This window comes from Nocardia sp. XZ_19_231 (genome assembly GCF_015355705.1).
In the GTDB taxonomy this organism is placed as follows: domain Bacteria; phylum Actinomycetota; class Actinomycetes; order Mycobacteriales; family Mycobacteriaceae; genus Nocardia; species Nocardia salmonicida.
This window is the reverse complement of sequence record NZ_JACUZI010000003.1, coordinates 1,140,585-1,165,785: the sequence shown is the minus strand read 5'-3', so window position 1 is coordinate 1,165,785 and position 25,201 is coordinate 1,140,585. Positions and strand designations below refer to the sequence as shown.

At 66.9% G+C, this 25,201-nt stretch carries 25 protein-coding genes; 14 read left to right on the top strand and 11 right to left on the bottom strand.

Annotated features, from left to right (window positions below):
• The first annotated feature begins 206 nt into the window (after positions 1–206).
• From IBJ82_RS18655 to IBJ82_RS18645, 3 genes are read left to right on the top strand one after another with little or no spacing between them, the layout of a single operon-like run.
• Positions 207–2,537 carry an IniB N-terminal domain-containing protein gene (locus IBJ82_RS18655; protein WP_194827100.1) on the top strand — a complete coding sequence of 777 codons (2,331 nt, stop codon included), beginning with the start codon at positions 207–209 and terminating at the stop codon, positions 2,535–2,537.
• A 17-nt stretch (positions 2,538–2,554) separates the two neighbouring features.
• A complete protein-coding gene (locus IBJ82_RS18650; RefSeq protein WP_194827099.1) occupies positions 2,555–4,393 on the top strand; it encodes a dynamin family protein in 1,839 nt (612 codons plus the stop codon).
• A complete protein-coding gene (locus IBJ82_RS18645; RefSeq protein ID WP_194827098.1) occupies positions 4,390–5,952 on the top strand; it encodes a dynamin family protein in 1,563 nt (520 codons plus the stop codon). Before IBJ82_RS18650 ends, IBJ82_RS18645 begins: the two co-directional genes overlap by 4 nt.
• A gap of 22 nt (positions 5,953–5,974) precedes the next feature.
• On the opposite strand, the gene IBJ82_RS18640 is transcribed toward IBJ82_RS18645, so the two are convergent.
• The 3 genes from IBJ82_RS18640 to IBJ82_RS18630 form a co-directional block, all read right to left on the bottom strand.
• Complete coding sequence (locus IBJ82_RS18640) at positions 5,975–6,229, bottom strand: hypothetical protein (RefSeq protein ID WP_194827097.1); 255 nt, start codon at positions 6,227–6,229, stop codon at positions 5,975–5,977.
• Positions 6,230–6,299: 70 nt separating this feature from the next.
• Entirely contained in the window at positions 6,300–6,614 is a 315-nt protein-coding gene (locus tag IBJ82_RS18635) for a hypothetical protein (RefSeq protein WP_194827096.1), read from the bottom strand.
• 20 nt (positions 6,615–6,634) lie between these two features.
• Positions 6,635–8,323 (bottom strand): MFS transporter, encoded by a 1,689-nt coding sequence (locus tag IBJ82_RS18630; protein WP_370585359.1) that lies wholly within the window; start codon positions 8,321–8,323, stop codon positions 6,635–6,637.
• Between the two features lie 111 nt (positions 8,324–8,434).
• Here IBJ82_RS18630 and IBJ82_RS18625 point away from each other — a divergent pair, with 111 nt between their 5' ends.
• The 6 genes from IBJ82_RS18625 to IBJ82_RS18600 all read left to right on the top strand — a co-directional run bounded on the left by IBJ82_RS18625 (position 8,435) and on the right by IBJ82_RS18600 (position 15,066).
• Positions 8,435–8,899, top strand: a complete 465-nt coding sequence (locus IBJ82_RS18625) for a MarR family transcriptional regulator (protein ID WP_194827095.1) — start codon at positions 8,435–8,437, stop codon at positions 8,897–8,899.
• Between the two features lie 249 nt (positions 8,900–9,148).
• Positions 9,149–11,014 carry a molecular chaperone DnaK gene (gene dnaK / locus IBJ82_RS18620; RefSeq protein ID WP_194827094.1) on the top strand — a complete coding sequence of 622 codons (1,866 nt, stop codon included), beginning with the start codon at positions 9,149–9,151 and terminating at the stop codon, positions 11,012–11,014.
• Positions 11,015–11,055: 41 nt separating this feature from the next.
• Positions 11,056–11,583 (top strand): nucleotide exchange factor GrpE, encoded by a 528-nt coding sequence (gene grpE / locus IBJ82_RS18615; RefSeq protein WP_255532996.1) that lies wholly within the window; start codon positions 11,056–11,058, stop codon positions 11,581–11,583.
• 24 nt (positions 11,584–11,607) lie between these two features.
• Positions 11,608–12,804: a molecular chaperone DnaJ gene (gene dnaJ / locus IBJ82_RS18610; protein ID WP_194827092.1), complete on the top strand. Its 1,197-nt coding sequence runs from the start codon at positions 11,608–11,610 to the stop codon at positions 12,802–12,804.
• Between the two features lie 128 nt (positions 12,805–12,932).
• Entirely contained in the window at positions 12,933–13,280 is a 348-nt protein-coding gene (locus tag IBJ82_RS18605) for a heat shock protein transcriptional repressor HspR (protein ID WP_062991685.1), read from the top strand.
• 616 nt (positions 13,281–13,896) lie between these two features.
• Entirely contained in the window at positions 13,897–15,066 is a 1,170-nt protein-coding gene (locus IBJ82_RS18600) for an FAD-binding oxidoreductase (RefSeq protein WP_194827091.1), read from the top strand.
• Between the two features lie 101 nt (positions 15,067–15,167).
• Here IBJ82_RS18600 and IBJ82_RS18595 read toward each other — a convergent pair whose 3' ends face one another.
• The 6 genes from IBJ82_RS18595 to IBJ82_RS18570 all read right to left on the bottom strand — a co-directional run bounded on the left by IBJ82_RS18595 (position 15,168) and on the right by IBJ82_RS18570 (position 19,774).
• Complete coding sequence (locus tag IBJ82_RS18595) at positions 15,168–15,926, bottom strand: FAD-binding oxidoreductase (protein WP_194827090.1); 759 nt, start codon at positions 15,924–15,926, stop codon at positions 15,168–15,170.
• A gap of 29 nt (positions 15,927–15,955) precedes the next feature.
• Complete coding sequence (locus IBJ82_RS18590; RefSeq protein WP_194827089.1) at positions 15,956–17,113, bottom strand: FAD-binding oxidoreductase; 1,158 nt, start codon at positions 17,111–17,113, stop codon at positions 15,956–15,958.
• A 200-nt stretch (positions 17,114–17,313) separates the two neighbouring features.
• A complete protein-coding gene (locus IBJ82_RS18585) occupies positions 17,314–17,661 on the bottom strand; it encodes a hypothetical protein (protein ID WP_194827088.1) in 348 nt (115 codons plus the stop codon).
• 1 nt (position 17,662) lies between these two features.
• The gene (locus tag IBJ82_RS18580; RefSeq protein ID WP_194827087.1) at positions 17,663–18,148 is read right to left on the bottom strand and encodes a hypothetical protein; all 486 of its coding nucleotides are present in this window, start codon (positions 18,146–18,148) and stop codon (positions 17,663–17,665) included.
• A complete protein-coding gene (locus IBJ82_RS18575) occupies positions 18,145–19,467 on the bottom strand; it encodes a hypothetical protein (protein WP_194827086.1) in 1,323 nt (440 codons plus the stop codon). Before IBJ82_RS18575 ends, IBJ82_RS18580 begins: the two co-directional genes overlap by 4 nt.
• Positions 19,468–19,492: 25 nt before the next feature.
• Positions 19,493–19,774, bottom strand: coding sequence for a hypothetical protein (locus tag IBJ82_RS18570; RefSeq protein ID WP_194827085.1), 282 nt, complete (start codon positions 19,772–19,774; stop codon positions 19,493–19,495).
• Positions 19,775–19,921: 147 nt separating this feature from the next.
• On the opposite strand from IBJ82_RS18570, the gene IBJ82_RS18565 reads away from it, so the two are divergent.
• Positions 19,922–20,500, top strand: a complete 579-nt coding sequence (locus tag IBJ82_RS18565) for a sugar O-acetyltransferase (protein WP_194827084.1) — start codon at positions 19,922–19,924, stop codon at positions 20,498–20,500.
• 64 nt (positions 20,501–20,564) lie between these two features.
• Here the strand turns inward: IBJ82_RS18565 and IBJ82_RS18560 are convergent, their stop codons facing one another.
• Complete coding sequence (locus tag IBJ82_RS18560; protein WP_194827083.1) at positions 20,565–20,930, bottom strand: hypothetical protein; 366 nt, start codon at positions 20,928–20,930, stop codon at positions 20,565–20,567.
• Positions 20,931–21,018: 88 nt separating this feature from the next.
• On the opposite strand from IBJ82_RS18560, the gene IBJ82_RS18555 reads away from it, so the two are divergent.
• From IBJ82_RS18555 to IBJ82_RS18540, 4 genes are read left to right on the top strand one after another with little or no spacing between them, the layout of a single operon-like run.
• Positions 21,019–21,543 carry a DUF3558 domain-containing protein gene (locus IBJ82_RS18555; RefSeq protein ID WP_194827082.1) on the top strand — a complete coding sequence of 175 codons (525 nt, stop codon included), beginning with the start codon at positions 21,019–21,021 and terminating at the stop codon, positions 21,541–21,543.
• Positions 21,540–21,935 (top strand): hypothetical protein, encoded by a 396-nt coding sequence (locus tag IBJ82_RS18550; RefSeq protein WP_194827081.1) that lies wholly within the window; start codon positions 21,540–21,542, stop codon positions 21,933–21,935. Before IBJ82_RS18555 ends, IBJ82_RS18550 begins: the two co-directional genes overlap by 4 nt.
• 1 nt (position 21,936) lies before the next feature.
• Positions 21,937–23,253: a hypothetical protein gene (locus tag IBJ82_RS18545; protein ID WP_194827080.1), complete on the top strand. Its 1,317-nt coding sequence runs from the start codon at positions 21,937–21,939 to the stop codon at positions 23,251–23,253.
• 33 nt (positions 23,254–23,286) lie between these two features.
• Complete coding sequence (locus IBJ82_RS18540) at positions 23,287–24,045, top strand: ESX secretion-associated protein EspG (protein ID WP_194827079.1); 759 nt, start codon at positions 23,287–23,289, stop codon at positions 24,043–24,045.
• A gap of 59 nt (positions 24,046–24,104) precedes the next feature.
• Here IBJ82_RS18540 and IBJ82_RS18535 read toward each other — a convergent pair whose 3' ends face one another.
• On the bottom strand, positions 24,105–25,094 hold the full coding sequence (locus IBJ82_RS18535) for an NADP-dependent oxidoreductase (protein ID WP_194827078.1): 990 nt from the start codon (positions 25,092–25,094) through the stop codon (positions 24,105–24,107).
• Between the last annotated feature and the right edge of the window lie 107 nt (positions 25,095–25,201).

Here is a 25,201-nt window from a genome sequence, read left to right as displayed (position 1 = left end):
GTCGGTTGCTAGGGGGCAGCTGTTACCTGCGATGGGGGAAGTACGGGGAAATTCCCCTAATCCGGGTCGGCCCCTAATGGGGTGCGCCCGGTGGGAACTAGGTATTCGCCCCGTTACCTGTAACGACGTACCCGCCTAGCGTGAAAGACATTCCAACGACAAACAGATCGGGCACCACCACCCATGATCTGGAGGAGCTGATCTCGATGACACCGAACGCGATTCTGGAGTTCATCCTCAATCTGCTGCGCGACCCCGATGCCGCGGCCAGTTACTGCGCCAACCCCTGCCATGCGCTGAGCGTGGCAGGCCTGGCGGTGACCCCGGAGGACATCTCCGCGGTTGCCCCCATGGTGGCGGAATCCGCGCTGGTCAGCGGCGGCTCCCAGCTGCAGGCGATCGTGGCGGCAGGTGCCGCGGCGAGCACGAGCGCGGTTCTCGCTTCCACCGCGACGGCGGCCGCCGCTGTCACCGCGGCTGCCGCAGCCGACGCTGAACTCGACCTCGGCCTGGACGTGGGCCTCGGCGCCGTGGCCTCGGTTGTCGCCGACGCCGCCGCCCAGGTGGGAGCCGGTCTCGACGTCGCCCTGAACGCTGTCACCGGCGCGAACGTGGACGCCGACCTCGGCGCCGACCTGGCTGCCGGTGTCACCGCCGGCCTCAACGGAGCTTTGAACGGCGCGGTCGGCGTGGGTGGCGATTTTGCTGCCGGCATCGGTGGTGCTGTGAATGGTGCGGTCGGGGTAGGTGGCGATCTCGCTACTGGCATCGGCGGTGCCTTGAACGGTGCGGTCGGCGCAGGCGCTGACCTGGCCGCCGGACTCAACGGAGCTTTGAACGGTGCGGTCGGCGCAGGTGCTGACCTGGCCGCCGGACTCAACGGAGCTTTGAACGGTGCGGTCGGCGCAGGTGCTGACCTGACCGCTGGTCTCGGTGGTGCCGTGAATGGTGCGGTCGGCGTGGGTGGCGATCTTGCTGCTGGCATCGGTGGCGCCCTGAATGGTGCGGTTGGCGTAGGTGGCGACCTGGCTGCCGGCCTTGGCGGTGTTGTCGGCGTCGGGGGCGATGTTGCCGCCGGTCTCGGCGGGGTATTGAACGGTGCGGCGGGTGCCGGTCTCGGTGTGGGACTGGACAGTGCGCTGACCGGCGTGGTGGGTGCGGGCGGTGACGTTGCCGCGGGACTCGGCGGCACACTGACCGGCGCCGTCGGCGCGGGCGCCGATCTGGAGACCGGATTGAACGCTGCGCTGGGTGGCGCGGCCGGCGCCGGTGTCGGTCTGGGCGGCGTGCTGTCCGGTGCGGCTGGCGCAGGTGCGGATATCGCGGCCGGTCTCGATGGCGCGGTCGGTGCGGGTGCCGGTCTCGGCGGTGCGCTGAACGGCGCGGTAGGTGCCGGTCTCGACGGTGCATTGAATGGGGCAGTGACCGCGGGCGGCGATGTCGCTGACGGGCTGGGCGGTGGCCTCGAAGCCGGGCTGAGCGGGGCGACCACTGCGGTGGGTGGGCTCGGGGCAGGCGTCAACGGCGGGCTCGGTGCGGTGGCTAACGCGGGAGCGCAGGCTGCGGGCGGGCTCGGAGCCGCCGCGACCACCACTGCGATCACGGGTCTCGACGGTGTAGTCGGCGCCGAGCTCGGCACCGGCTTGGAAACCGGGCTCGGTGGCGCAGGCACGGGTCTGATCGGTGGCATCACCGGCGGTGCGAGTGGTGAGTCGGGTACCGGGTTCGGTGTCGACGGATCGCTCATCGGCGGCGGCTCGGGGCAGGTCACAACCGGCTTGGAATCAGCGCTGCCCACCACGACAGGCATCGGACTGACCACCGGCCTGCAGGGCGGCCTCGATACCGCGACGACTCTCGGCACCGACGTGTCCGGCGCTGTCACGTCGGGTGCACAGGCCGGTTTGGACGGTGCCGTCGAGTCCGGTGTGGGTCTGGCCGGTTCTGCGACCGCTGGTGCGCAAACGGGTTTGAGCGGTCTCGCCGGGTCGGGTGTGGGTCTGGCCGGATCGGCGACCGGTGGTGCGCAGGCGGGTCTGAACGGTGCCGCCGACGTAGGCGCCGGGCTCGCGGGTTCCGCCGTCGGCGGTGCGCACACAGGGTTGACCGGTGCCGCGGAAACCGGCATCGGCCTGACAGGTTCCGCGACCGGCGGCGCCGAAACAGGAACCGGCCTCGAGACCGGCCTCGGCAGCTTCGGCGACGCGGGACTGTCCGGCAGCACCCAGGTCGCGGGCGGCTTCACCTCCGCCGTCGACGGCACGGCACAGGGCAGCACCGCCGCGGTCGGCGGCCTCTCCGGCCAGACCACGGCGACCTCGACAACCCAGGCCGACGCTTCCGGCACGGTCGGCGCGACGACGCAGGGCGCGGTCACCACCGCGGCAGACACCTGGTCCGCGGTCGACGTATCGAGCGCGTTCGGTTCCGGCCTGCACGGTTCCCCGCTCGGCGGGACCGAGACGTCGCTGTTCGGTGAATCGAGCACGGTCACCGACTCCGGAACCGAAGTGCACACCGACGGACTGTTCCACTGAGCGAAACGGGCGTGGCGATGGCTGTTCTCGCACCGAACGCGGTGCCGCTGACGACGGTGTTGTCCGACACCGTCGCGGCGGCCCATGCCGCGGGCCGTGACGACCTGGTCGCGCGCTTGGAGAAGGTGGCCGAGCGGGTGCGCGACCCGCGCCACCGGATCGTCGTCACCGGTCAGCTCGGTCAGGGCAAGAGCCGGTTTGTGAACGCACTGCTCGGAATGGATGTGTGCCGGGTCGGCGACGACGCGACCACCGTGCTCCCCTTGCAGCTGTCCTACGGCGAGCAGCAGCGGGCGTACCTGGTGCTCACCGCGCCGGGAACCGACGAATCGCGGGTGGAGATCCCGTTCGACGAGATCGGCGCCGTCGATACCCGCAGCCCGCTGGCACAGGGCAGGCAGATCGTCCGGATCGAGGCCGAGCTGCCGATCCAGCTGCTCGCCGACGGCATCGTCCTGATCGATACCCCCGGCGTCGGCGGACACGGAAGTGTCTGCGCCGCGGGTGTACTCAGCCTCGCCGCGGCGGCCGACGCGGTGCTCGTGCTCTCCGATGCCTCCACCGAGCTCACCGAACCCGAGCTCACCTTCGTCCGGCAGATCCGCGAAATGTGTCCCGCCGTCGCGGTCCTGCTCACCAAGACGGATCTGTATCCGCACTGGCGTCAGGTGCTCGAGGCCGACCGCGCCCATCTCACGCGCGCGCAAGCCGAGGTCGCATTGATTCCGGTGTCGGCGTTGCTGCGCGCGCACGCCCTGCGTCTGCAGGACGCGCAGCTCGGCCTGGAATCCGGATTCGGTGTGCTGTTCGGTTTTCTGCGCGATCGGGTCGTCGCCCGCGACCAGGCGGTCTCGCGGCAGGCAGTGGCTCGCGAATTGTCTTCGGCAGCAGAGCATCTGGCGCTGGCGCTGGGCAGCGAACTGGTCACGCTGCGCGATCCGGCAAGCGGCGCAGCGGCGGTCAGCGAGCTGCAGTCGGCGCGCGCGGCCGCCGAGGACCTGCAGCGGCGCACTGCGAGCTGGCAGCAGACCCTCACCGACGGCATCACCGACCTCGTCGGCGACGTCGACCACGACCTGCGCGACCGCCTGCGCGGTATCGCCCGCACCGGCCAGGAGTGGATCGACGAGAACGATCCGGGCAGGCATTGGGGTGCGATCACCGAATGGCTGACCGGCTCCGTGGACACCGCGCTCGGCGACAACCTGGTACTGACCCATCGCAGAACGGAACTGCTCGCCGAACGGATCGCCGACCACTTCAGGGAGGTCGGCGCGGTCGAGCTGCCGCAGGTGCATGCCGGGATGGACGAAGAAAGCGGCCTGGTGAGCTCCGGTTCCCTGGCCGATCTCGAGCCGGATATCGGTTTCACGAGCAAGGTGCTCGTCGGTATGCGCGGCTCCTACGGCGGCGTGCTGATGATCGGTCTGGCCACGACCTTCGCCGGCCTGGCGATGCTGAACCCGATCTCCCTCGGCGCGGGTCTGATCGTCGGCGGCAAGGCCTATCGCGACGACAAGTCGGCCCGACTGGCGCGGCGCCGCATCGAGGCCAACGGGGAGGTTCGCCGGTTCCTCGACGACGTGGCGTTCCAGGCGGCCAAGGACACCAAAGACCGGCTGCACCGCATCCACCGCGCGCTGCGCGACCACTTCGCCGGCGTGGCCGAACGCAGTCTGCGCTCGATCGACGCGTCCCTGCGAGCAGCACAGGAAGCGGCCGCGATGGCCGCCGCGCACCGCGCCGAGCGCACCGTCGTGCTGGAACGCCAACTGCACGCCGTCGCCGAGCTGCGGCGATACGCGGAATCGATGCAGATCGAACCGAGACGGGCCGACGGTACGGTATCTGGGTGACCCACCGTTTCGACACCGCCGCGCCCGGCGACCGAACTACACCGAGGATCCTGACCGAGGCGCACGAGTTGGTCGGCGCAGCGGCGCGGGCGTTCGCCCGCGACGAGTACGCGCGCACGCTGCTGGCCGAATGCGAATACCGATTGCGGGAGCCGCTGCGGGTCGCGTTGGCCGGTTCGATCAAGGCGGGCAAGTCGACGTTGCTGAACGCGCTGGTGGGCCAGGCCGTCGCCCCGACCGATGCCACCGAGTGCACCCGCGTCGTCACCTGGTACCGCGACGGCGCGACCCCCACGGTCACCGCGCACGCCGCCGACGGCTCACGCGCGAATGTGATCGTGCGCCGCGGAAGTGGCGCGCACGGCCTGACCTTCGACCTGAACGGTCTGCACTGGGACGCGCGCGGTCCCCGCGAGGTGGACCATCTCGAGGTCGGCTGGCCCTCGGCCGCGTTGTCGCAGACCACGATCATCGATACCCCCGGCACGTCGTCGCTCTCGCGCGAGGTGTCGTTGCGTACCGCACGATTGCTCACTCCCGCTGGTACCGAAGGTGATGCGCGATCGGGTGGCGCTCCGATCTCGGTGCCGGGGGCCGATGCCGTCGTCTACCTGCTGCGCCGTCTCGACGCCGCCGATGTGAGTTTCCTCGAGCAGATCGGTGCCGGCGCCGGTGGTGCGGGCCCTCTCGGCGTGATCGGGGTGGTGTCACGCGCCGACGAGATCGGCTCGGGCCGCATCGACGCGTTGCATTCGGCTCGCGATGTCGCCGCCAGGTTCGCCGGTGAGCTGGAACGAACCGGCCTGTGCCAGGCGGTGATTCCGGTGGCGGGCTTGCTGGCGTTCGCCGCTTCGACGCTGCGGCAGCCGGAGTTCGCGGCGTTCGAGGCGTTGTCCACGGTGCCCGCGGAGGACCTCGGGATCGCATTGCTCTCGGCAGACCGATTCGCCCGCGCCGACATCGCGCTTCCGGTGGCTCCCGAACTGCGCGCGCAGCTGGTAGATCGCTTCGGCCTGTTCGGTATTCGCATGGCCACCATGCTGATTCGCCTCGGTGTCCGCGATTCCCTCTCGCTGGCAGCGGAGTTGGCGGATCGCAGCGGCATCGAGGAATTACGTTCGGTGCTCGAGGTCCAATTCGGCCAGCGCGCCGAGGAGCTGAAGGCGCATTCCGCGCTGAGCACTCTGAATCGAATCCTGATGGCCTACCCCGGAACCGAGGCCGATCGACTGCTGCCCCGAGTGCGCGCCCGGCTCGCCGACGTCCACGGTTTCACCGAACTCCGACTGCTCGGGCGCCTGCGCACCGACGAATTACCGCTGCCCCCAGCGGTACTCGCCGACCTGCACCGCATTCTCGGCGGCGCGGGCGTGGCGGCACACCTGCGCCTCGGCTTGCCCGCCGAGGCCGACTCGAATTCCCTGCGCGCCACGGCTTTCGCCGCCGTCCGCACGTGGCGGGCGCGAGCGGGCCACCCACTCGCCGACCAATCGACCGCTACCGCCTGCCGCGCCGCGGCCCGCAGCGCCGAGGGAGTCCTGGCCGAACTCCCTCGGTGAACAGCGATGGCGCCGGACGCGATCAGAGGTAATTCGCGGTCCCCGAGGAACTTCCGGTCCCGTAACCCAAGGTCGTCGCGAGCCGTCGCACCGCGTTGATCGCGTTACCCAACGGCCCGGCATCGGCGCAAAGCGGCAAGGACGGGCACCCGTCATCCGCCACCGCGGCCACGCCACCGCGCCCGGTATCCGCCGAAGCGGTCGCCGCAGGCCCCACCACGAGCCCGGCGACAACCGCTCCGCCAACCATCAATGCACTGATTCCACGCTCGATCATGCGGCGAAACTATCGCATCGCCGAGCACCCCACCGCCCCCCAAAAGCTGGGGCAGCGACTCTCCCGGATCTCAGTGCGACGCGGTTTCGGTCAGGATCGGCACGACCTCCTCGGCGAGATACAGCTCTACGTCGCGACCGGCTCGCTGGGCATGGATTACCGTCGTCCCGCGTTCGGTTGCCCTGGCCGTCAGTGTCTTTCGGGATTTCGATTCGACCCCGCCACCGATCACGAGCAGGTGAACCTGTTCGTGATCGAGGATCGCGAGTGCCTCGTCGTCGGTGGTCGACCCGAGGACCCGAAATCCGAGCCCGCCCACATAGCCGAGTGCGGCATCGACAACTTCGCGTCCGCGCCCGACGGCAAGCAGATCAACTGTGTACATGTGCGTCCATCCTTGCTGTTTCATGCGGTGACGATTTCCGGCTCGTCATCGAGTACATGCTGCTCCAGCTTGGCCTCCTTCGGCAGTGCCAAGAATCCGAGGCACACCAACAGCAGCATCCCGGCGCCGTAGGACAGCGTGTATCGGAACGTCTCAGCGAAGTTCACCGCGTTCGCCTCGGTGCCTGCCTCGGCGAGTACCCGCGAAATCGCTGAGTCGCCATCAGGATTCGACTGACAGCTGGCGGGCGTCACAGTCGGATCATCCTCCGCCGACCGATCGCGCACGCACGCCGCGAACCCGTCCACGATCTGATCCTGTACCTGTATCGGCACTCCCGCCAGCGCCAGCTCCGCCCGGATCTCGGGCGTCACGGCGGCCACCCCGAGATCGGAATCCCGGTCCAGCACGCTGAAGAACAGCACGCCGACCAATGCGACGCCCAGCGCGGTTCCCAACTGCTGCCCTGTGTTCAGCAGTCCGGAGGCCGACCCGGCCTCGCGCTGCGGTACCTGCCCGAGCAACAGATCCAGCGTCGGCGCCACCACCATCCCGAACCCCGCGCCGGTGAGCACCAACGGCAAGGCCATCTGCCACGAAGTGAACTCGCGTCCGTACCGCACCCCCATCGCCCCGTACAGCGCGAACCCCGCCGCATTCACCAGTGCCCCGATCATCAACACCCGTCGCCCGTACCGAGCGGCCAGTACCCCGACCGAAAGCCCCGCTCCCACACCGGCTCCCACCGCGAACAGCGCCGAAGTGAGCCCGGCCCGCAACGGCGACCACCCGAGCCCGCCCTGCATGAACAACGTCCAGACCAGGAAGAAGCCGCCCATGGCGATCCAGAACAGCAACCAGGTTCCCACCCCGACCGCGAACGGGCGAGACCGGAAAAGCCCGAGGTCGACCAACGGCGAACGCCCCGCCCGAGCCAGCCCACGCTCGTAGAACAGGAACCCGACGAACATCGCGAGGGCCGCCGCGATCATGACGAAAATCCATGCGGGCCAGTCGAGTCGACGTCCCTCGGTCAACGGGTAGACCAGCAGCAGTACGGCCGAAATCGCCAGCACCATCCCGACCGGATCCAGTCGCGGCGGCGTAGCCGACTTCGAATCACTCATCACGAACCACGCCGCGATGAAGCCCGCGATGCCGATCGGGATGTTCACCAAGAAGATCGGCCGCCACCCCAACCCGAACAGGTCGGCCTGCACCAGGATGCCGCCGAGCGCGAGACCGACCGCCGAGGCCGACCCGCCGACACCGCTGTAGATGGCAATCGCCTTGGCCCGCTCCTCCTTCGGGAACGTCGTCTGGATGATGGCCAGAATCTGCGGCACCATCAGCGCCCCCATCGCACCTTGCGCGAAGCGGGAGCCGATGAGCACGGTCGGATCGGTGGCCAGCCCGCATGCCGCCGAGGCGATCGTGAAACCAGCCATGCCGGTGAGGAATACGCGTTTGCGACCGTAGATGTCGCCGAGTCGCCCACCGGTGATCAACACCGCGGCGAAGGCGAGAACGTAGGCCGCGATGATCCATTCGAGCTGTGAGTACTCGGCATGCAGATCGTTGCGAATGCTCGGCACGGCCACATTCACGATGGTCACGTCGAGTAGATCCATGAAGCCGGCGGCCAGGACCACCGCGAACGCGATCCAGCGCCGGGGATCCGCGTCGGGGGGAGTGGGGGAGGTAGTCACGATGGTCTCTCTTCGAGTAGGGAGTGGAGACCTCTCAAACTATGCACCTCAAGTGATTATCAATCAATAGGGCAATCATGAATGGTGCGTTAATCGGCGTATCGTAGGGGTGTGACCGACCCGACGCAGCTGTCGACCCATGCCGGATTCCTCCTCGGCCAACTGGGCTTCCATTCCGCTTGTCGCTTCAGTGATCTGCTGGCGCCGCTCGGCATCAAGCCGCGCCACTTCGGCATGCTGAAACTGCTGAGCGCCCACGACGGCCGCACTCAGCAGGAGCTCGGCGAGGCGCTGGAGATCCACCGCAATGTGATGGTCGGCCTGGTGGACGACCTGGAGAAACGCAACCTCGTGGAGCGTCGTCGCCACCCGAACGACCGCCGTGCCCACGCCCTCCATCTCCTGCCCGCCGCCCATGCCCTCCTGATCGAAGCCGAGCAGCGGGTCGCCGAGCTCGACGCCGAACTCCTGTCCCCGCTGGCTCCCGAGGAACGTGCCGTCTTCCTCGATCTCCTGCGCCGAACCGCGCAAGGCAACGGCCTTCGTCCCGGCATCCACCCCGGCCTCACCCGATAACTCCGTCCGGCCCGTCACGATCCAGCATCAGCGGCTGCAGTTGAGCGCACTCCTGGCAAGAATGGCTCGGGGTCGGGAAGTTTTTTTCGGGTGGCGGGAATGAATCGCCGCAGCTACTGGTTGTGCCGATCAACAACCTGAGCGAACCTGACTCAACTTCGGGTTGACTCACGGTGGATCTCGAAGGCAGGATTGAGCCCACTACGCTCAGCGTTGCAATAACCGAACGTCAAACAGGAGGAAACCACTATGGCTCGTGCGGTCGGAATCGACCTCGGGACCACGAACTCCGTCGTCGCCGTGCTCGAAGGCGGCGAGCCGGTCGTCGTCGCGAACTCGGAAGGCTCGCGCACCACCCCCTCGATCGTCGCCTTCGCGAAGAACGGCGAGGTTCTCGTCGGTCAGCCCGCGAAGAACCAGGCGGTCACCAACGTCGACCGCACCATCCGCTCGGTCAAGCGCCACATCGGCACCGACTGGAACGTCGAGATCGACGACAAGAAGTACACGCCGCAGGAGATCTCCGCGCGCACGCTGATGAAGCTGAAGCGCGATGCCGAGGCCTACCTGGGCGAGGAGATCACCGACGCCGTGATCACCGTCCCGGCCTACTTCGAAGACGCCCAGCGTCAGGCCACCAAGGAAGCCGGCCAGATCGCCGGTCTCAACGTGCTGCGCATCGTCAACGAGCCCACCGCGGCCGCGCTCGCGTACGGCCTGGACAAGGGCGACAAAGAGCAGACCATCCTGGTCTTCGACCTCGGCGGCGGCACCTTCGACGTCTCGCTGCTGGAAATCGGCGAGGGCGTCGTCGAGGTCCGCGCGACCTCCGGTGACAACCACCTCGGTGGCGACGACTGGGACGAGCGCGTCGTTTCCTGGCTGGTCGACAAGTTCAAGGCGTCCTCGGGCATCGACCTGACCAAGGACAAGATGGCCATGCAGCGTCTGCGTGAGGCTGCCGAGAAGGCCAAGATCGAACTGTCCTCGGGCCAGAGCACCTCGATCAACCTGCCCTACATCACCGTCGACGCGGACAAGAACCCGCTGTTCCTCGACGAGCAGCTCACCCGCTCGGAGTTCCAGAAGATCACCTCTGATCTGCTGGATCGCACCCGCGCGCCGTTCCAGTCCGTGATCAAGGACTCGGGCCTGAACGTGGCCGATATCGACCACGTCGTGCTCGTCGGTGGTTCCACCCGTATGCCCGCCGTGTCCGACCTGGTCAAGGAACTGACCGGCGGCCGTGAGCCCAACAAGGGCGTGAACCCGGACGAGGTCGTCGCCGTCGGCGCCGCCCTGCAGGCCGGCGTGCTCAAGGGCGAGGTCAAGGACGTCCTGCTGCTCGATGTCACCCCGCTGTCGCTGGGCATCGAGACCAAGGGTGGCGTGATGACCAAGCTCATCGAGCGCAACACCACCATCCCCACCAAGCGCTCGGAAACCTTCACCACCGCTGACGACAACCAGCCCTCGGTGCAGATCCAGGTGTTCCAGGGTGAGCGCGAGATCGCCTCGCACAACAAGCTGCTCGGCTCCTTCGAGCTCACCGGCCTGCCCCCGGCCCCGCGCGGCGTGCCGCAGATCGAGGTCACCTTCGACATCGACGCCAACGGCATCGTGCACGTCACCGCGAAGGACAAGGGCACCGGCAAGGAAAACAAGATCAAGATCCAGGACGGCTCCGGTCTGTCCAAGGAAGAGATCGACCGCATGGTCGCCGACGCCGAGGCGCACGCCGCCGACGACAAGGCGCGCCGTGAAGAGGCCGAGACCCGCAACCAGGCCGAGTCGCTGGTGCACCAGACCGAGAAGTTCATCAACGAGCAGAAGCTGAGCGAGGGTGGCGCACAGGTCTCCGCCGATCAGCTGGCGAAGGTGGAGACCGCGGTCGCCGAGGCCAAGCAGGCACTCGAGGGCACCGATATCTCCGCGGTGAAGTCGGCCGTGGAGAAGCTGGCCACCGAGTCGCAGGCCCTCGGCCAGGCGATCTACGAGGCCTCCGCCGCCGCCGACGCGCAGTCCGGCAACGGCACCGGCCCCAGCCAGGCCGATGACGATCAGGTCGTCGACGCGGAGGTCGTGGACGAGCCGGTCGACACGGACAAGAAGTGACCGAGGCGAACTCCTCGGAGCAGGAGTTGGTCGACGACATTCTGGAAGACACCGCCGACGAGAACGCGGAGGCCGCCACGGCGGACTCCGCCCTCGACGCCGACGTTGTCGAGCCGGAGAACGACGAGCTGGCCGAGCGCACCGCCGACCTGCAGCGGTTGACCGCGGAATACGCGAACTACCGCCGCCGTGTCGAGCGCGACCGTCAGGCCAACATCGATGCCGCCAAGGCCTCGGTGGTCACCGAATTGCTCGCGGTGCTGGACGATCTGGATCGGGCGAGGGCGCACGGCGACCTCGACACCGGCCCGCTGAAGTCCGTCGCCGACAAGCTAGAGACCGCGCTCACCAAGCAGGGTCTCGTCGAATTCGGTTCCACCGGTGACCCGTTCGACCCCACGCTGCACGAGGCAGTGCAGCACGAGGGTTCGGGCGCCGACCCGGTGATCGGCATCGTTATGCGCAAGGGCTATCGGTTCGGCGACCGGGTGCTTCGGCACGCGCTGGTCGGGGTAACCGATGCCGAGGCCGCGGGGGCATCGGATCCGGATGCCGGCGACAGTCAATAAGAACGCGAAAGGAGGAGATGCCCGGTGAGCCAACGGGAGTGGATCGAAAAGGACTTCTACAAGGAGCTGGGTGTCTCCTCCGGCGCCTCGCAGGACGAGATCAAGAAGGCCTACCGCAAGCTCGCCCGCGACCTGCACCCGGATTCCAACCCTGGTGACACCAAGGCCGAGGAGCGGTTCAAGACCGTCAGCGAAGCCAACGCGGTGCTGTCGGATCCGGCCAAGCGCAAGGAGTACGACGACACGCGCCGCATGTTCGCGGGCGGTGGCGGCGGCGGACGGGCCTACGGCGGCGGCGGGTTCAACCCCGGTGCGGGCGGCGGCTTCTCGCAGGACTTCAACATCGGCGACATCTTCGGTCAGGCCGGTGGCACCGCCGCCGCGGGCGACGGCGGGCTCGGCGATCTGCTGGGCGGGTTGTTCAACCGGGGTGGCGCCGGCGGCCGGGCGGCGGCTCGTCCGCGTCGCGGCTCCGACGTGGAGACCGAGACGACCCTGGGTTTCCGCGAGGCAGCCCAGGGCGTCACCGTTCCGCTGCGGATGACAAGTCCCTCGCCGTGCACCACCTGTCACGGCAGCGGCGCCAAGCCGGGCACCAGCCCGCGCGTGTGTCCGCACTGCAACGGCGCAGGCGTGGTCAGCCGTAATCAGGGCGCGTTCGGTTTCAGCGAGCCCTGCGACGACTGCCGCGGCACCGGGTCGATCATCGACGACCCGTGCACCGACTGCTCCGGCACCGGTATCCAGAACCGCACCCGCACCATCACCGTCCGGATCCCTCCGGGTGTCAGCGACGGTCAGAAGATCCGGCTGGCCGGTCAGGGCGAGGCGGGTCTGCGCGGTGCGCCTTCGGGCGATCTGTATGTCACCGTGCACGTCAGCCAGGACAAGGTCTTCGGCCGTCAGGGCGACGACCTCACCCTGGTGCTCCCGGTGAGCTACAGCGAATTGGTACTGGGGACAACAGTTTCCGTACCGACGCTCGACGGCCGGGTCGGCGTGAAGGTGCCCCCGGGCACCGCCGACGGGCGTATCCTGCGAGTTCGTGGTCGTGGTGTGCCCAAGCGCGGTGCGGCGGGCGGTGCCGGTGACCTGCTGGTCACGGTGAAGGTCGCGGTACCGCAATCGCTCGACTCCGACGCCACCGATGCGCTCAAGCGGTATCAGGAGGCGGAGAAGGCCAGTGGCTTCGAACCGCGTGCAGGATGGGCGGGTGCTTGATGTCCCCGCGCATCGAGCTCAGCGCCCGGAGGAGGTAGCGCAGCGTGACCACGGAGGGTGTAGGGAGAGGCGCGGATAGCCCGGATCCGAAGTCTGTTTCGGGCGCCACCTCGCGTGCCGAGTTCTTCATGATCTCGGTGGCGGCTCAACTGGCGGGGATGCACGCGCAGACGTTGCGTACCTACGACCGGCTGGGTCTGGTCACCCCGCAACGGACATCGGGTGGCGGACGCCGTTATTCGGCCCGCGATGTCGAGGTGCTGCGCGAAGTGCAGCGCCTGTCGCAGGACGAGGGCGTCAACCTCGCCGGCATCAAGCGCATCATCGAGCTCACCAATCAGGTGGAGGCGTTGCAGCAGCGCGTCGAGGAGATGAGCGCGGAGATGGAGCGGTTGCGGGCGGGCTACCGGCCCGATCTGTCGCCGCCGGCGCGCAGCACCGCGCTCGTGGTGTGGCAGCCACGGCATCGTCGCTGAGCCGTCTTCGATTCGACGAGCCTCCGGTTCGCCCATCCGCTGTGGTGGATGCGAGCTGGGGGCTCGTCGGTCTCCGGTCAACCCCCGGCGACCGGCTGGTGACTCTCCAGCAACTCACTTATTCATGATCCTGCTGATCGGAAGTAGCGTTGCGGCGCGCTGAGGTGGGGATTTGTCACTACGAACGTCCAAAAGTTTGCTGGCGGGATGCTGAATTCGGCTCAATCGGAAGGCAATTCGCCGTCCCCGACCAGCCGCTCCGGTGTGCCTACCCTGCGTGTCATGGCTCGGCGCGTCGGGTTACGACATCCCGCCGTTGTAGCGGAAAGGTCGCTCTACCAGGCGCGTTGGTCTCCAATTGCATGGAATGCCGGGTACTTTGAGAAATCGTGAGCAAGTGTTCACCCTCAATTTACGGACCCAAGGTATGTTTCCATGAGAAACTGCTGGGAACCGCCTGGTATTTCAGGAATTACATGCGTGATGTTTAAGAGTACGATTCCTAAGCTGGCAAACCTCGCCTAGACTTCTCGCATCGGCTGCTGACGAGTGTCCTCCCAGCCCGTCACTCGCCGGCGCGGCTAGCGTTCGATGGCGAAACGAGGTTGTGACACATATGGATTCGCGGACTGTCGCTTTGATCCGTACTACGTTCAAGGCGGTTGCTGCGGAAGAAGGTGGACCAGAGAAGCTGTCGAGGTCGTTCTACTCGATCCTCTTCACGGACTACCCCGGTGTCCGAGACTACTTCCCGGCTGCCATGGATTCCCAGCGCGACCGACTGGTCACGGCGATCTCCTTCGCCCTCGACCGCCTAGAGGAGCCCGACAAGCTGCTGCCGTTCCTGGCCCAGCTCGGGCGCGACCATCGTAAGTACGGCGTGCAACCGGCTCACTATGTGGCCGTGGCCAACTCGTTGAAGTCGGCCATGCGGTTGTTCGCCGGCGCGGAGATGTGGACCGATGAGGTCGCCACCGCGTGGGACGAGGGCCTTGCCACCATCAGCGGCGCCATGATCAGCGCGGCCGACAAGGAGACCACACCGGCTACCTGGACGGGCACCGTCGTCGAACATCGCGAGGTGCTGCGCAACCTCTCGATCGTTCGGGTCCAGCTCGACATGCCGATGCAGTACGCCGCCGGTCAGTATCTCAGCGTGCAGATCCCCTCGCGGCCGCGGATGTGGCGCTATCTCTCGCCCGCGAACCCGGCCAATCCCAACGGCGAGATCGAGTTCCACATTCGCGGGGTGCTCGGCGGCTGGGTCAGCCCCGCCATGGTCGCGCACACCGCCGTCGGCGATCAGTGGGCGCTCGGCTCCCCCCTCGGCGGCCTCGGCGTGCCGCGTAACACCAAACGCAAGATGCTGATGGTCGGCTGCGGCACCGGCATCGCCCCCCTGCGCGCGCAGATCATGGCGATGGCTCAGCGCCGGGTGAACCCGAAGGTCCACCTGTTCGTCGGCGGCCACCACCCCTGCGACCTCTACGACCTCCAGGTCCTGAGCCAACTCGCCATCGCCAACAAGTGGCTCACCGTCACCCCCGTCACCGAAAGTGACGAAAACCCCTGGTGGTACTTCGATTCCGGCGAACCCCACCCCGAGTTCCCCGGCCTCGAGCCCCGCATGACCGGCCAAATCGGCAAGGTGGTGGCCAGCTACGGCCCGTGGGCGGACCGCGACGTCCAGATCGTCGGCTCCCCCTCGATGGTCCAAACCACCAAGTTCCGCCTCATGGCCGCAGGCACGCAAGCCCAATCAATCCGCCACGACCCCTTGTTCTGACTTGTCATTCCCGCAGGAACCCAAGCTCAATCAATCCGCCACGACCCCTTGTTCTGACCTGTCATTCCCGCGGGCCGGTCGCGAAACCGGCCCCCGCGATGTCAGGCGCCTTCGGAGATGATGTTCGCCGGGGGAGTGCCTGTTTCGATCAGGCGGTCGACGGTGGTGCGCACCATCGCGGGTGAGCCGCAGACCAGGACTTGGTTCTTGGTGAAGGGGCCGTGGGCGGCGGCGACGTCGGCGAGGGTGCCGTGGAGCATTTCTTGTGGCCCGAAGCCCACGTCGGAGCGGGTCTGCTCGTGCCATTCATCGCGCACCGCGGGATCATCCGGGGTTTCGACAACCGGAATGACCGAAAGCCAAGGCAATTCGCCCGCCAGCAGGAACAGCATGTCATTGGCATAGAGGTCGCGAGGCGAGCGGCCACCGAAGAACAGGTAGGTGCGCGGCGGAGTGTCACGGCGAGCCAGGTCCAGGATCTGGGCGCGCATCGGCGCCAGCCCGGTACCGCCGGCGATCATCACCACCTCGACAGCATCGGGATCAACCGCGAAAACCCCATGGGGAGCATTGATTCGCCACTGATCACCGGGTTTGGTGTCGGCGACGATAGAACTCGAACACCACCCACCGGGCACCGTCCGCACATGGAACTCGAGCTTGCCGTCCAGCGAGGGCGGCAGCGCGGGGGAGAACCGCCGTCGCACCCCGGGATGCTGCGGCACCTCGACCTCTACCGAACCGCCCGGCTCGAACGGTACGAAATCACCGATCAGCCGGATCACGGCGAGATCGTGGCGCAGGCGGTGGTGGCCGACGACGGTAGCCGTCCATGCGGGGTCAGGAAAAGCGTTGCTCATCAGCCTCTTTCGCGATGTCGCGGGCGGGTTCAGACAGGATCGGCTGCGATGATCTCACTCGGTGTACCGGCCCGCTGGAGCGCGTAACGAGTGTTGGCGATCATCGCCGACGATCCCGCGATCTGGATCTGACGGTCCGACCACGCGCCGAAGCTGGTCACCACCGCCCCCAGATTACCGACCAGCCGACGAGGCATGCCCATCGGCGTCTCGCCCGAATCCTGGGGATACCACCAGGGATTGGTGCGTTCCTCGCATACCGGCACCACGGTCAACCACGGATTGGACTGCGAGAGCTGCCACATGTTGTCCACGTCGTAGAGGTCGCCGGGATAGCGCCCGCCGATGAAGAAGTGCACGCGCGGATTGATCCCCCGCTGACTCATCTCGATCAGCTGCGCTCGCAACGGCGCGATCCCCGTGCCGGAGCCGATCATCAGCACATCGCGCCCCGACTCCCGGTCCACGTGCAACCCGCCGAGCGGCCCGGCGATCTTCCACCGGTCCCCGACCTTGGTGTCGTTGACGATCGCCGGACTCACCCAGCCACCACTGATCCGCCGCACATGGAATTCGATCTCGCCATACGGGTTCGCGGGGATGGCGGGGGAGAAGTATCGCCACATATTCGGCCGCTGCGGCACCGCGACCGGCACGAACTGTCCGGCCTTGAACGGAATGGGCCCGTCGGCCTGTAACCGCACGATCGCCAGGTCGTCGAGCACCCGCCGATGCCCCACCACGGTCGCGTCCCAGTACGGCTGCGACGTGTCCTCGTTGGCGCCGATCGCCATCGACGCCGAGATCAACAGCGTGATGTCACGCCAGCCTTCGTCGAGCTCTCTGGTCCAGCGGTTGCCGTGGAAGGTGCGCAGCGCCGCGAGCAGCGCGCGTCCGGCCAGGTCGTAGTGGTCGGCCTCGACCCCGTACTTGCGATGGTCGCGGGCAAGTTGCTCGAGGAAGCGTTGGGCGCGTTCGAAGTCCTCGAGATGGTCGAGGACGAACTGCACCGCCGTCGTGATCCGCTTGGCCTGCATGTCCATGGCAGGCGGAAACAGCTCACGCAACCTCGGGTCCTGCGCGAACAGGTGACCATAAAAAGCACTGATCAGCCGCTCGGAACCACCGGGTGACTCGGCCACCCCGCGGAAATCGGCGCGGACCAGCGCAAGCGAACGCGCATCCACGTCGTCAAGCTCCGTTTCTCTACAGTTGCTGCAAAGTGGCCCCGTCTGCGACGCGGCTGTTACCAGTATGGCCCGAAACCATCATCTCGGTGCGGGGATGCTCATCACGCCCGTTCCCAGCAGCACGGATCGTAAACCCCGCACTCCCGATCAGCGCGATCTCCCCGTCATCGATACGCGTCGGTGATCTTGGGTGGGGGCTACCAGCCGCGTTCGAAGATGCTGGCTTCGTCTTCCTCGTCGAGGGGTTCGGGCCGCGGAAGCTCGATCGCGACGGCATCGTCGGCGATGAACGCCATTGTCGATTCCACCCGGGGATCGGCCGCGAGTTCGCGCATCGCGGCGGTGACTCGGGGTTGCATCTCCAGTACTGCGAGCCGATACGCTGCGAGGATCTTCTCGCCGTGCGGGCCGCTCACCGCGACCACCTGGCTGTCGGCATCGACCTCGACGGTCACCCCGTCGACCGTGCCGATGCCACGGATCTTCTCCAGCGCATGCTGGGCCCGCTGGACTTTGAGGCCGAGCTCGTCGTGTCGACTCGCCATCTCAGCCGCCGGAGGTCGCGGTGAATACCAGGATCGGTTTCTCGGTGTGCAGGTATCCGGTCGCGGTGCCGTTCCATTCGGCGGAGCCGCCGAGCGCGGTATCGAATTCGGGACTGGTGACGTACGAGCCCGCGGGCACCTCGGTGCGCAACACGTCCGGCAGGGCCGGTGGCTGTGCCTGCGCGACGAGGCCGGTGCGCAGGGCGGCGGCGGTGTCGGGTTCGAGTTCGACGACCGCCTCGACCCAGTAGGTGGTCAGGCCGGGCGCGCCACCCGCGTTGTTGCGGCCAAGCCAGAACACCTCGACCGGCTTGCCGATGAGCGGGAAGTACTTCTGCATCGGCTCCGGGTCGCGGCGCAGTTCGTTGGACACGCTGCTGGTCCTTTCCTGCGAATTCGAGTCGGAAGGTGCGGTGGAACAGCCGAACACGGCCAGCGTGGCGAGCGAAATCGCCAGTATCGCGGCGACGCGCTGCGGTGTTCTCACTTCGGGCGACCCTCTCCGGTGCTGCGATCGTTGTCGGGCATGCGGCCGCTGTCGCCGTCGTTGCGGCCGTCGGAGCGGTCCTCGCGACCCGGGTTGCGGTCGGGGCTCGACGTGTCAGCCACGACGCCGCTCGACGGTGGCTGCCCGAGTTCCCAGGACACCGTCCGAGTGACGCTGCCGTGCGATTCGAACGGTTTGGCCCAGCCTATCTCGGCGAAGCGACCGTTGTCCGAATCCGGTGCGCCGGTGGCGATATCGCTCTTGTCCTTGTCGAAATTGTAGTAGTCCGCCGCTTCCACGGTGACATCCATGACCACCCGGTTACCTTCGACGCGGGCATTGGCGTGGCTCCATTGCTGGTAATCGCCGATCGTCTTCTGCCAATTCTCGGTACTCGTACTGCCGGTTGTCGGATCACCGGTGATTTTGAAGTTCTTGTTGCCCGTCCTCGCGAAATAGTCCGCGGCGGCGGCCATGTTGGCGACCTCGGTATCGACGGAGCCACGAACCGTGGGATCTTCCTTGTAGGCCTCGTCGTAGTCGAAGGCGATCTTCTCGCCGTTGTTGTCCCAGTAGTGCCGGTACAACGCGGTGGCATCGTCCAATTCGGACTTGACGTACTCGCCGCCGAGCAGCTTGGCCTGCCACTTCTGCTTGTCGAGCCAGTCCCCGAAGTTGGAGTCCTTCGAGTTGTAGATGAAGGTGTCGTCATGCTTGAGTTTCGGCGCCTTCGGGTCGCCGATCCGGTATCGGCCGTCCGGGGTGGTGGTCAACGAGGGTAGATCCGGTATCGACACGGTGGGTTTGTCTTTGAGCTTCTGCAGCGCGTCGACGCCGAGTTTGATCGCGGTGGCGGCATGCTGCTCGGCGTCGCTGAAGTCTTTGAGCAATCCCGTCAGCTGGGACTGGAAAAAGGACGCCTGACTATTGAGCTTGGCCTGCATGATGAAGGTCATCATCGTGCCTTCGGTCGCCGGATACTTCGGCGGCGTGACGGTGCCGTCGTCGGCGACCTTCATGCCTGCCGCGGGCGCGGCATTGTCGACGATGTCGAGTACCGACGTGCGCGTCCCGTCCAGCCGGGTTCCGAAGGTCTTGTAGTACTCCGCGACGGAGGTGACCACTTCGTCGATTCGGGTGCCGATCAATTTCTGCGAGACCGAACCGGCCGACGCCGCCGCGCTCGCGACGCCCTTCCATCCGGTCACGGTCTTATCGACGGCGGAGGCCATATTGCCGACCTGTTTGGTGAATTCGCCGGTGCCCGTCGTGAGGGCCGTGCTGAAGGTCACCATGGTCGAGGGCTGGCAGCCTCGCACATGACTGATTGTCGCCACGGTCGACTCACGCCAGCTTTCGGGATTGTTCTCCGAAGGCCTGGTCGACTTCTTCGTATGTCTTCGCGCCGGAACCGGCTACGCGGGCCATCTGCCCGATGCGGTCGCCCATCGCGTGGAACGCGGCCTCCGCGTTCTCATCGATCGCTGTGGTGACGCTGTGGACGGGCGAGCCCGGCATGGTGACGGTGACATCCAAGGTGATGCCGGTGAGGAGATCGGCCTGCCCCGTCAATGTCTTGCCCAGCTCCCGCAGCGCGTCCGCGTCCACCTGCAGAATGTCAACCATGGGTTCCCCCGTCATAGCTGTCCGAACTCCCACTGTGCGCGACGCTACCCGATCGAGATGCCTTGCGCACCACTAGCTTCCGTCGGCAGATTCGAGCGCGCATACCGTAGCTTTCCTTATCGGAACGGGGTGCGTGAGAATCGACCGATGGCGAGCGACAATCTCATGTTGATTCACGATCCCGAACTCTTGGCCCAGGGTGAACGGGTGCTCGGAGCCGAGTTCAAGGCGATGCACGAGCGGGTGCTGAAGGTCAGCGCGTTGACGTCCCGGCTGAACTCGCTGCCCTTCGAAAACGAGTCGGGGAAGGCGGCGCTGCTCGAAGAGATCCTCGGCCGTGCGCTGCCGACAGGGCTCACGATCTACCCGCCCTTTTACACCGATCACGGCCTGAACCTGGACCTGGCCGAGCGCGTGTTCATCAACCAGGGCTGCACCTTCCTCGACTACGCCGGGATCCGGTTGGGCCGGGGAGTGATGGTCGGCCCGAAAGCCACCTTCATCACGATGGGCCACCCCGTCGACCCGGAGGAACGCCGGAAGTTTCTCACCGGTGCGCCGATCGACGTCGCGGAGAACGTGTGGATCGGCGCGGGCGCGATGATCCTGCCCGGCGTCAGCATCGGCCGTGACTCGGTGATCGCGGCGGGTGCTGTCGTCGCCGACGACGTTCCGGCGAACAGCCTGGTGACCGGCCCCAAGGCAACCGTGCACCGAAGCTGGTAGCCCGGCCCGGGCGACATCGAATGTGGGCGTGACGCTGACGTGCAGCCCCCGCATCGAGACCGGGTCAGCCGGTGACCTTCTGCACTGCCGCCTGCCGCGCACCCTCGTCGACCTCCCCGATCTCGAACCCCTTGCCCACGATGTGCTGGACCAACGCGGCCTCCGGCGGCAGCCCGTACTTGCGGAGGTAGTAGGGGACAGCGCCGGGCCAGACGAACGCGCCGTCGGTGTGGAAGTTCAACGGCACGTCGCGCTGGGCGGGGTCGAACTCGTCGGCGTCGTGGCTGCGGGCGCTCAGAATCACCGGCGCGTGCTCGAGGTAGGACAGCACCCGATCCTGGATATCGGAGTCCACCGCCGACCGGTTCACCACCGGTTTGCCCTCGGGATCACGCCCGTCGAAGGGCGCCGAAAGTCGAAGTTCGCTCATGCTCAGACAACCTACGCGGCCCCGGCTCTGGTCGGTTGACCGTGCTAATGTGCCTGGTCAAGGCAGTGCTCGGGCGGAAGGGGTGGGGATGAAACGCGCAGGTACGGCGTTGGTGGTTGCCGGTTTGGCGGTTGTCGGGTTGGCGGGGTGTGACTCGGGGGAGTCGACGTCGAAGGGGGCGACCACCACGGCCAAGCCGGTGTTGTGGAATCCGTGCACGGAGATTTCCGATGCTGCGTTGACGGAGGCGGGGGTGGATCCGGCGACGGAGGAGAAGGGCGTCGCGGGGGTTCCGCAGTCGGGGTGGGAGATCTGTGGATGGGAAGGGCGCAGCTTCGCCATCACCGTCTATTCGACCGCTAAGACCGCAGATGAGTTCGAAACGAAGCCGGGCAACGTCGACTTTCGCGACGTCACGATCGCGGGGCGGCCCGGACGGGAGTTCCGAGTTGAGGGCGCATCGAAGCAGCTCGATTGCGACGTGGTGTTCCCTGCGGGTCAGGGTGTGGTCCAACTACAGGTTCTGAACCGCGCGAGCCTCGACGGGTTGACTGACCCTTGCGTATCTCTGGCGCGGGTTGGGGAGACGCTCGCGCCGACATTTCCGAAGTGACCGGGGAGGCACAAATGACTGGAACGTCGCCGTATACGCAACTGCTGGGGCAGGTCCGCTCGGGTGAGGTCTATCTGAACAGCGAGGATGCGGCCTACCACATGTACAAAGCCTGCGATAAGCGGATCGCCGACCTCGATTCGCTCCGCGGCGCCACCCGCCGAGCGCAGGCGGTCAGCGGATTCGGTGATTTCCAGATCGGCAAGGACCTCGAGAAGAAATTCCTTTTGCAGGCGACCGGCGACGAGAACTCGATCGATAACGTCATCCTGAAAGACATCGAAGCCGTGAAAGAGCTCCGCGAAGTCTTCGCGATCTCCTTCAAACGAATCGCAGGCAAGGACATCGAGAACGCCAACGCCCTCGACTACATCACCGAGCAGGTGAGCTGACATGACCGGTATGCAGAGCATCAGCGGCATCGACCTATTCGGCAACCTCCGCGACTTCGTCATGTCCCCGTTCTCCGGCGACGACGGCGACCTCGACAGCTCCGAAATCGCGGATATCCAGAACAAGTACAACACTCAGCGAGATAGCAACCGAAAGAAGGCGGGCGACCTCGGCTTCGACGGTGATTACCGTCCCGCCACCGTGGCGAGGAACGATGGTTTCCCGGGAACTGTCGCGGAACTGCGTGCCAAGGTCGACAAGATCGACCTCGACGCCGTCAACAGTCTGATCGGCGCGTGGAACGAAATCTCCACTCGCAACAGCACTTCCCTCGACGAGTTCCGCAAGCAGATAGCTCGCGGCATGGCCCCGGACGTCTGGACAGGTTCCGCGGCGAACGCCGCCGCGCAAACCGTCGCGGCCTATGACACCACGGGCAAGAAGGTCACCACTGCGGCCGCGCTCACCGCCACAAAACTGGACGAACTCCGCACCGGCCTCGAGCCTACGAAACGTCTCGTCCCACACGAGCCCGAACACCGCAGCGGCCTCGACAATGTCGGCGCCCTGCTCACCGGCCGGGGGTGGCGCGATGACGATGTCGCGCAAGAGAACGCGCGCATCGAAGCCGTTCGTATTCTCCAAACCGTTTACGCCCCAGTGGTGTACGAGTCCGACACCAAGGTCCCGGTGATCCCTATCCCGAAGACCATCGAAAATGGCGGCGGCGAACCTGGAATAACCGGCAGCACAACACAATCCACTACCCAGGGCTCGACAACCCAGCCCACCACTCAGCCCACGACGACTCCGACCACCACACCGGCGTCGACCACTCCCACCACTGACCCGGACGTCACCGACGACACCGACGACTCGACAGACGACTCGACCACCCCCGAATCGACCACTCCTCAGTCGACGGAGCCGGGTTCGACTACCCCCGCCTCGACCACCCCGAGCTCGACCATCCCCGGCTCGGGCTCGCCTTCCGGATCACCTAGTGGCGCAGGCTCTCCCGGCGGCGGGTCCCCTGGCTCGGGCACACCGGGCGCGGGCTCTCCCGGTGGAGCGGTACCAGGAAGTCCGACGGCTGCCGGCACCACCGCGGGCCGCGGCACCGGCACGGGTTCCGGCACAGTCGGCCGCTCCGGCACGCCCGGCATGATGAGCCCCGGCGCCGGCAAGGGCGGCGGCAAGGACGACGAATCGACCAAGGGCATCCCCGACTACCTCATCACTCAGGAACACGGTGACGAACTCACCGGTCTGGACACCCTGCCCAAGATGGTCCCGCCCGTCATCGGCGCAGACTAGTCGCCAATCCTGATGGAACAGAGTAGATCTCCCGTGCGTACCTGGCATTTCACCGCGTTAGATTTCCGCACCCTGTGGGAAGCCGCGGGCCGCGATGTCCTCCCGTACCCCCTGCATCACCGCCACACCGACGTCGAAACCCACGCCGAGGTCCTGCGCCTGCGCAGCAAGGCCGCCGAGAACCTGATGGCCGAGTTCGACAGCGATCTCGACCGCGCCATGGCCGCCCTGCTCGCCCCGCACGCCCGCGTCGAAGTCGCGGGCGCGTCCAAGGGCGTCAAAACGATCCGAGCCCACGGCGGCGCCCGCGACACCTACGCCTCCCTCGCCGTCCAGGCCCCCGGCGACGACACCAACCCCGGCGACATCACCCTCCACCTGTTCGACCCCGAGGCCTTGGCCGCCGCCGTCCTCTCCACCCTCCCCAAAGTCGCCCCCGGCAAAGGCCGCGAAATCCGCGTCACCGCAGCAGAACTCGCCGCCCCCCGCCCCGACGTCCGCGACCGCTGGAACCCCACCCCCCGAGAACAACTCGAATCCTTCCTGGCGAAACCCACCACCACCCTCACCCACATCGGCGTCTACGCCAACGCCAGCGTCGACAACCGCCACACCGAAGGCCGAGACGACTTCCAACTCCACGACATCCCCGGCGACGGCCGCTACGTCTTCTACGGCGAAACCACCTTCATAGCCAAACCCACCACCCCCACCCGAATCAAAACCACCCTCGCCACCATCCTCACCACCACAGCCACCAAGGCCCGCACCGGCACCTACCTCCCCCGCTGACGGTGAGCGCTCGTCCGGCGTCGCGGCGGTGTAGCCCCAAGCGGGCAATGTGCAGTGAATCAGATGGCGAGGACGGTCTTTCCGCGTGCGCTGCCCTGGCCGAGCACGGCGGGAGCAGCTTCTAGTGGCACCGTAATCTGCACCGGAACAACCACATCGCCAGCGGCGACGCGGGACAGCAGGCGGCTCAATTCTGGTGAGCGGCCTTTGGATTCGAAGTTGCCGCCGGTGATGTCGCGTTCGCGGAGCGTGCCTTCGTCGGCCGCCCAGGTCGTCGAGTAGGCGTGTCCGCCTCGGCGGACGAGGGTGGCGTGGGAGGCGAAATCGCCTGCTGCGCTGATCAAGTCGAACAGTACGTCGATCCCGTCGGGGTGTGTGAAGCGGACGGCGCCGGTGACGTTCGAGTCCTGGCGGGTGGCCGGGTCCGGGTCGACGAAATTCGGGTCGGCGGGGCGGGCCTGGGTGTAGTCGACGGTTTCGGCGGCGCCGAGGCGTGCGACCTGGTCGGCGGCATCGCCTCGGGCGGTCGCGATGACATGGGCGCCCGCGATATTGGCCAGCTGAACGAGGAACGACCCCACTCCGCCCGTCGCGCCGACGATCAGCACCGTGTGGCCGGGTTGGATATGCGCGGCGTCGACCAGATCCTGGGCTGTCACGCCGGCGACCGGCAGTGCCGCCGCGGCCACCGTGGTGACGCCGTCGGGGATCGGGACGAGGGTCGCGTCTTCGGGGACTGTGGCGTACTGCGCCCAGCTGCCGTGTCCCGCAGGCGCGGTCAGGAATTTGCCGACCACTTTGTCGCCGACCTCGAACTTGGTGACGCCGGTGCCGATCGCCGAGACGGTGCCCGCGCCGTCGACGCCGAGGATCATCGGGAAGTCGGTGGGCATCTTGCCCTCCAGGATGCCGTCGGCCATCTTCAGGTCGAACGGGTTGACCCCGGCCGCGTCGAGCGCCACTTGAACCTCACCGGGCCCCGCGGCGGGGACCGGTACATCGGCGAGCTCGGGTGTGGCGCCGAACTTCTGAACCACGATCGCGCGCATGGGGGTGAACTCCTCGCATCGGGGGTGAGCCGGGCACCGCAATCCTAGGTGGATAGCCGTCCGACATGCAGTGATTGGTCGTCTTCGGTGGTGTCGCAGCGTAGCGT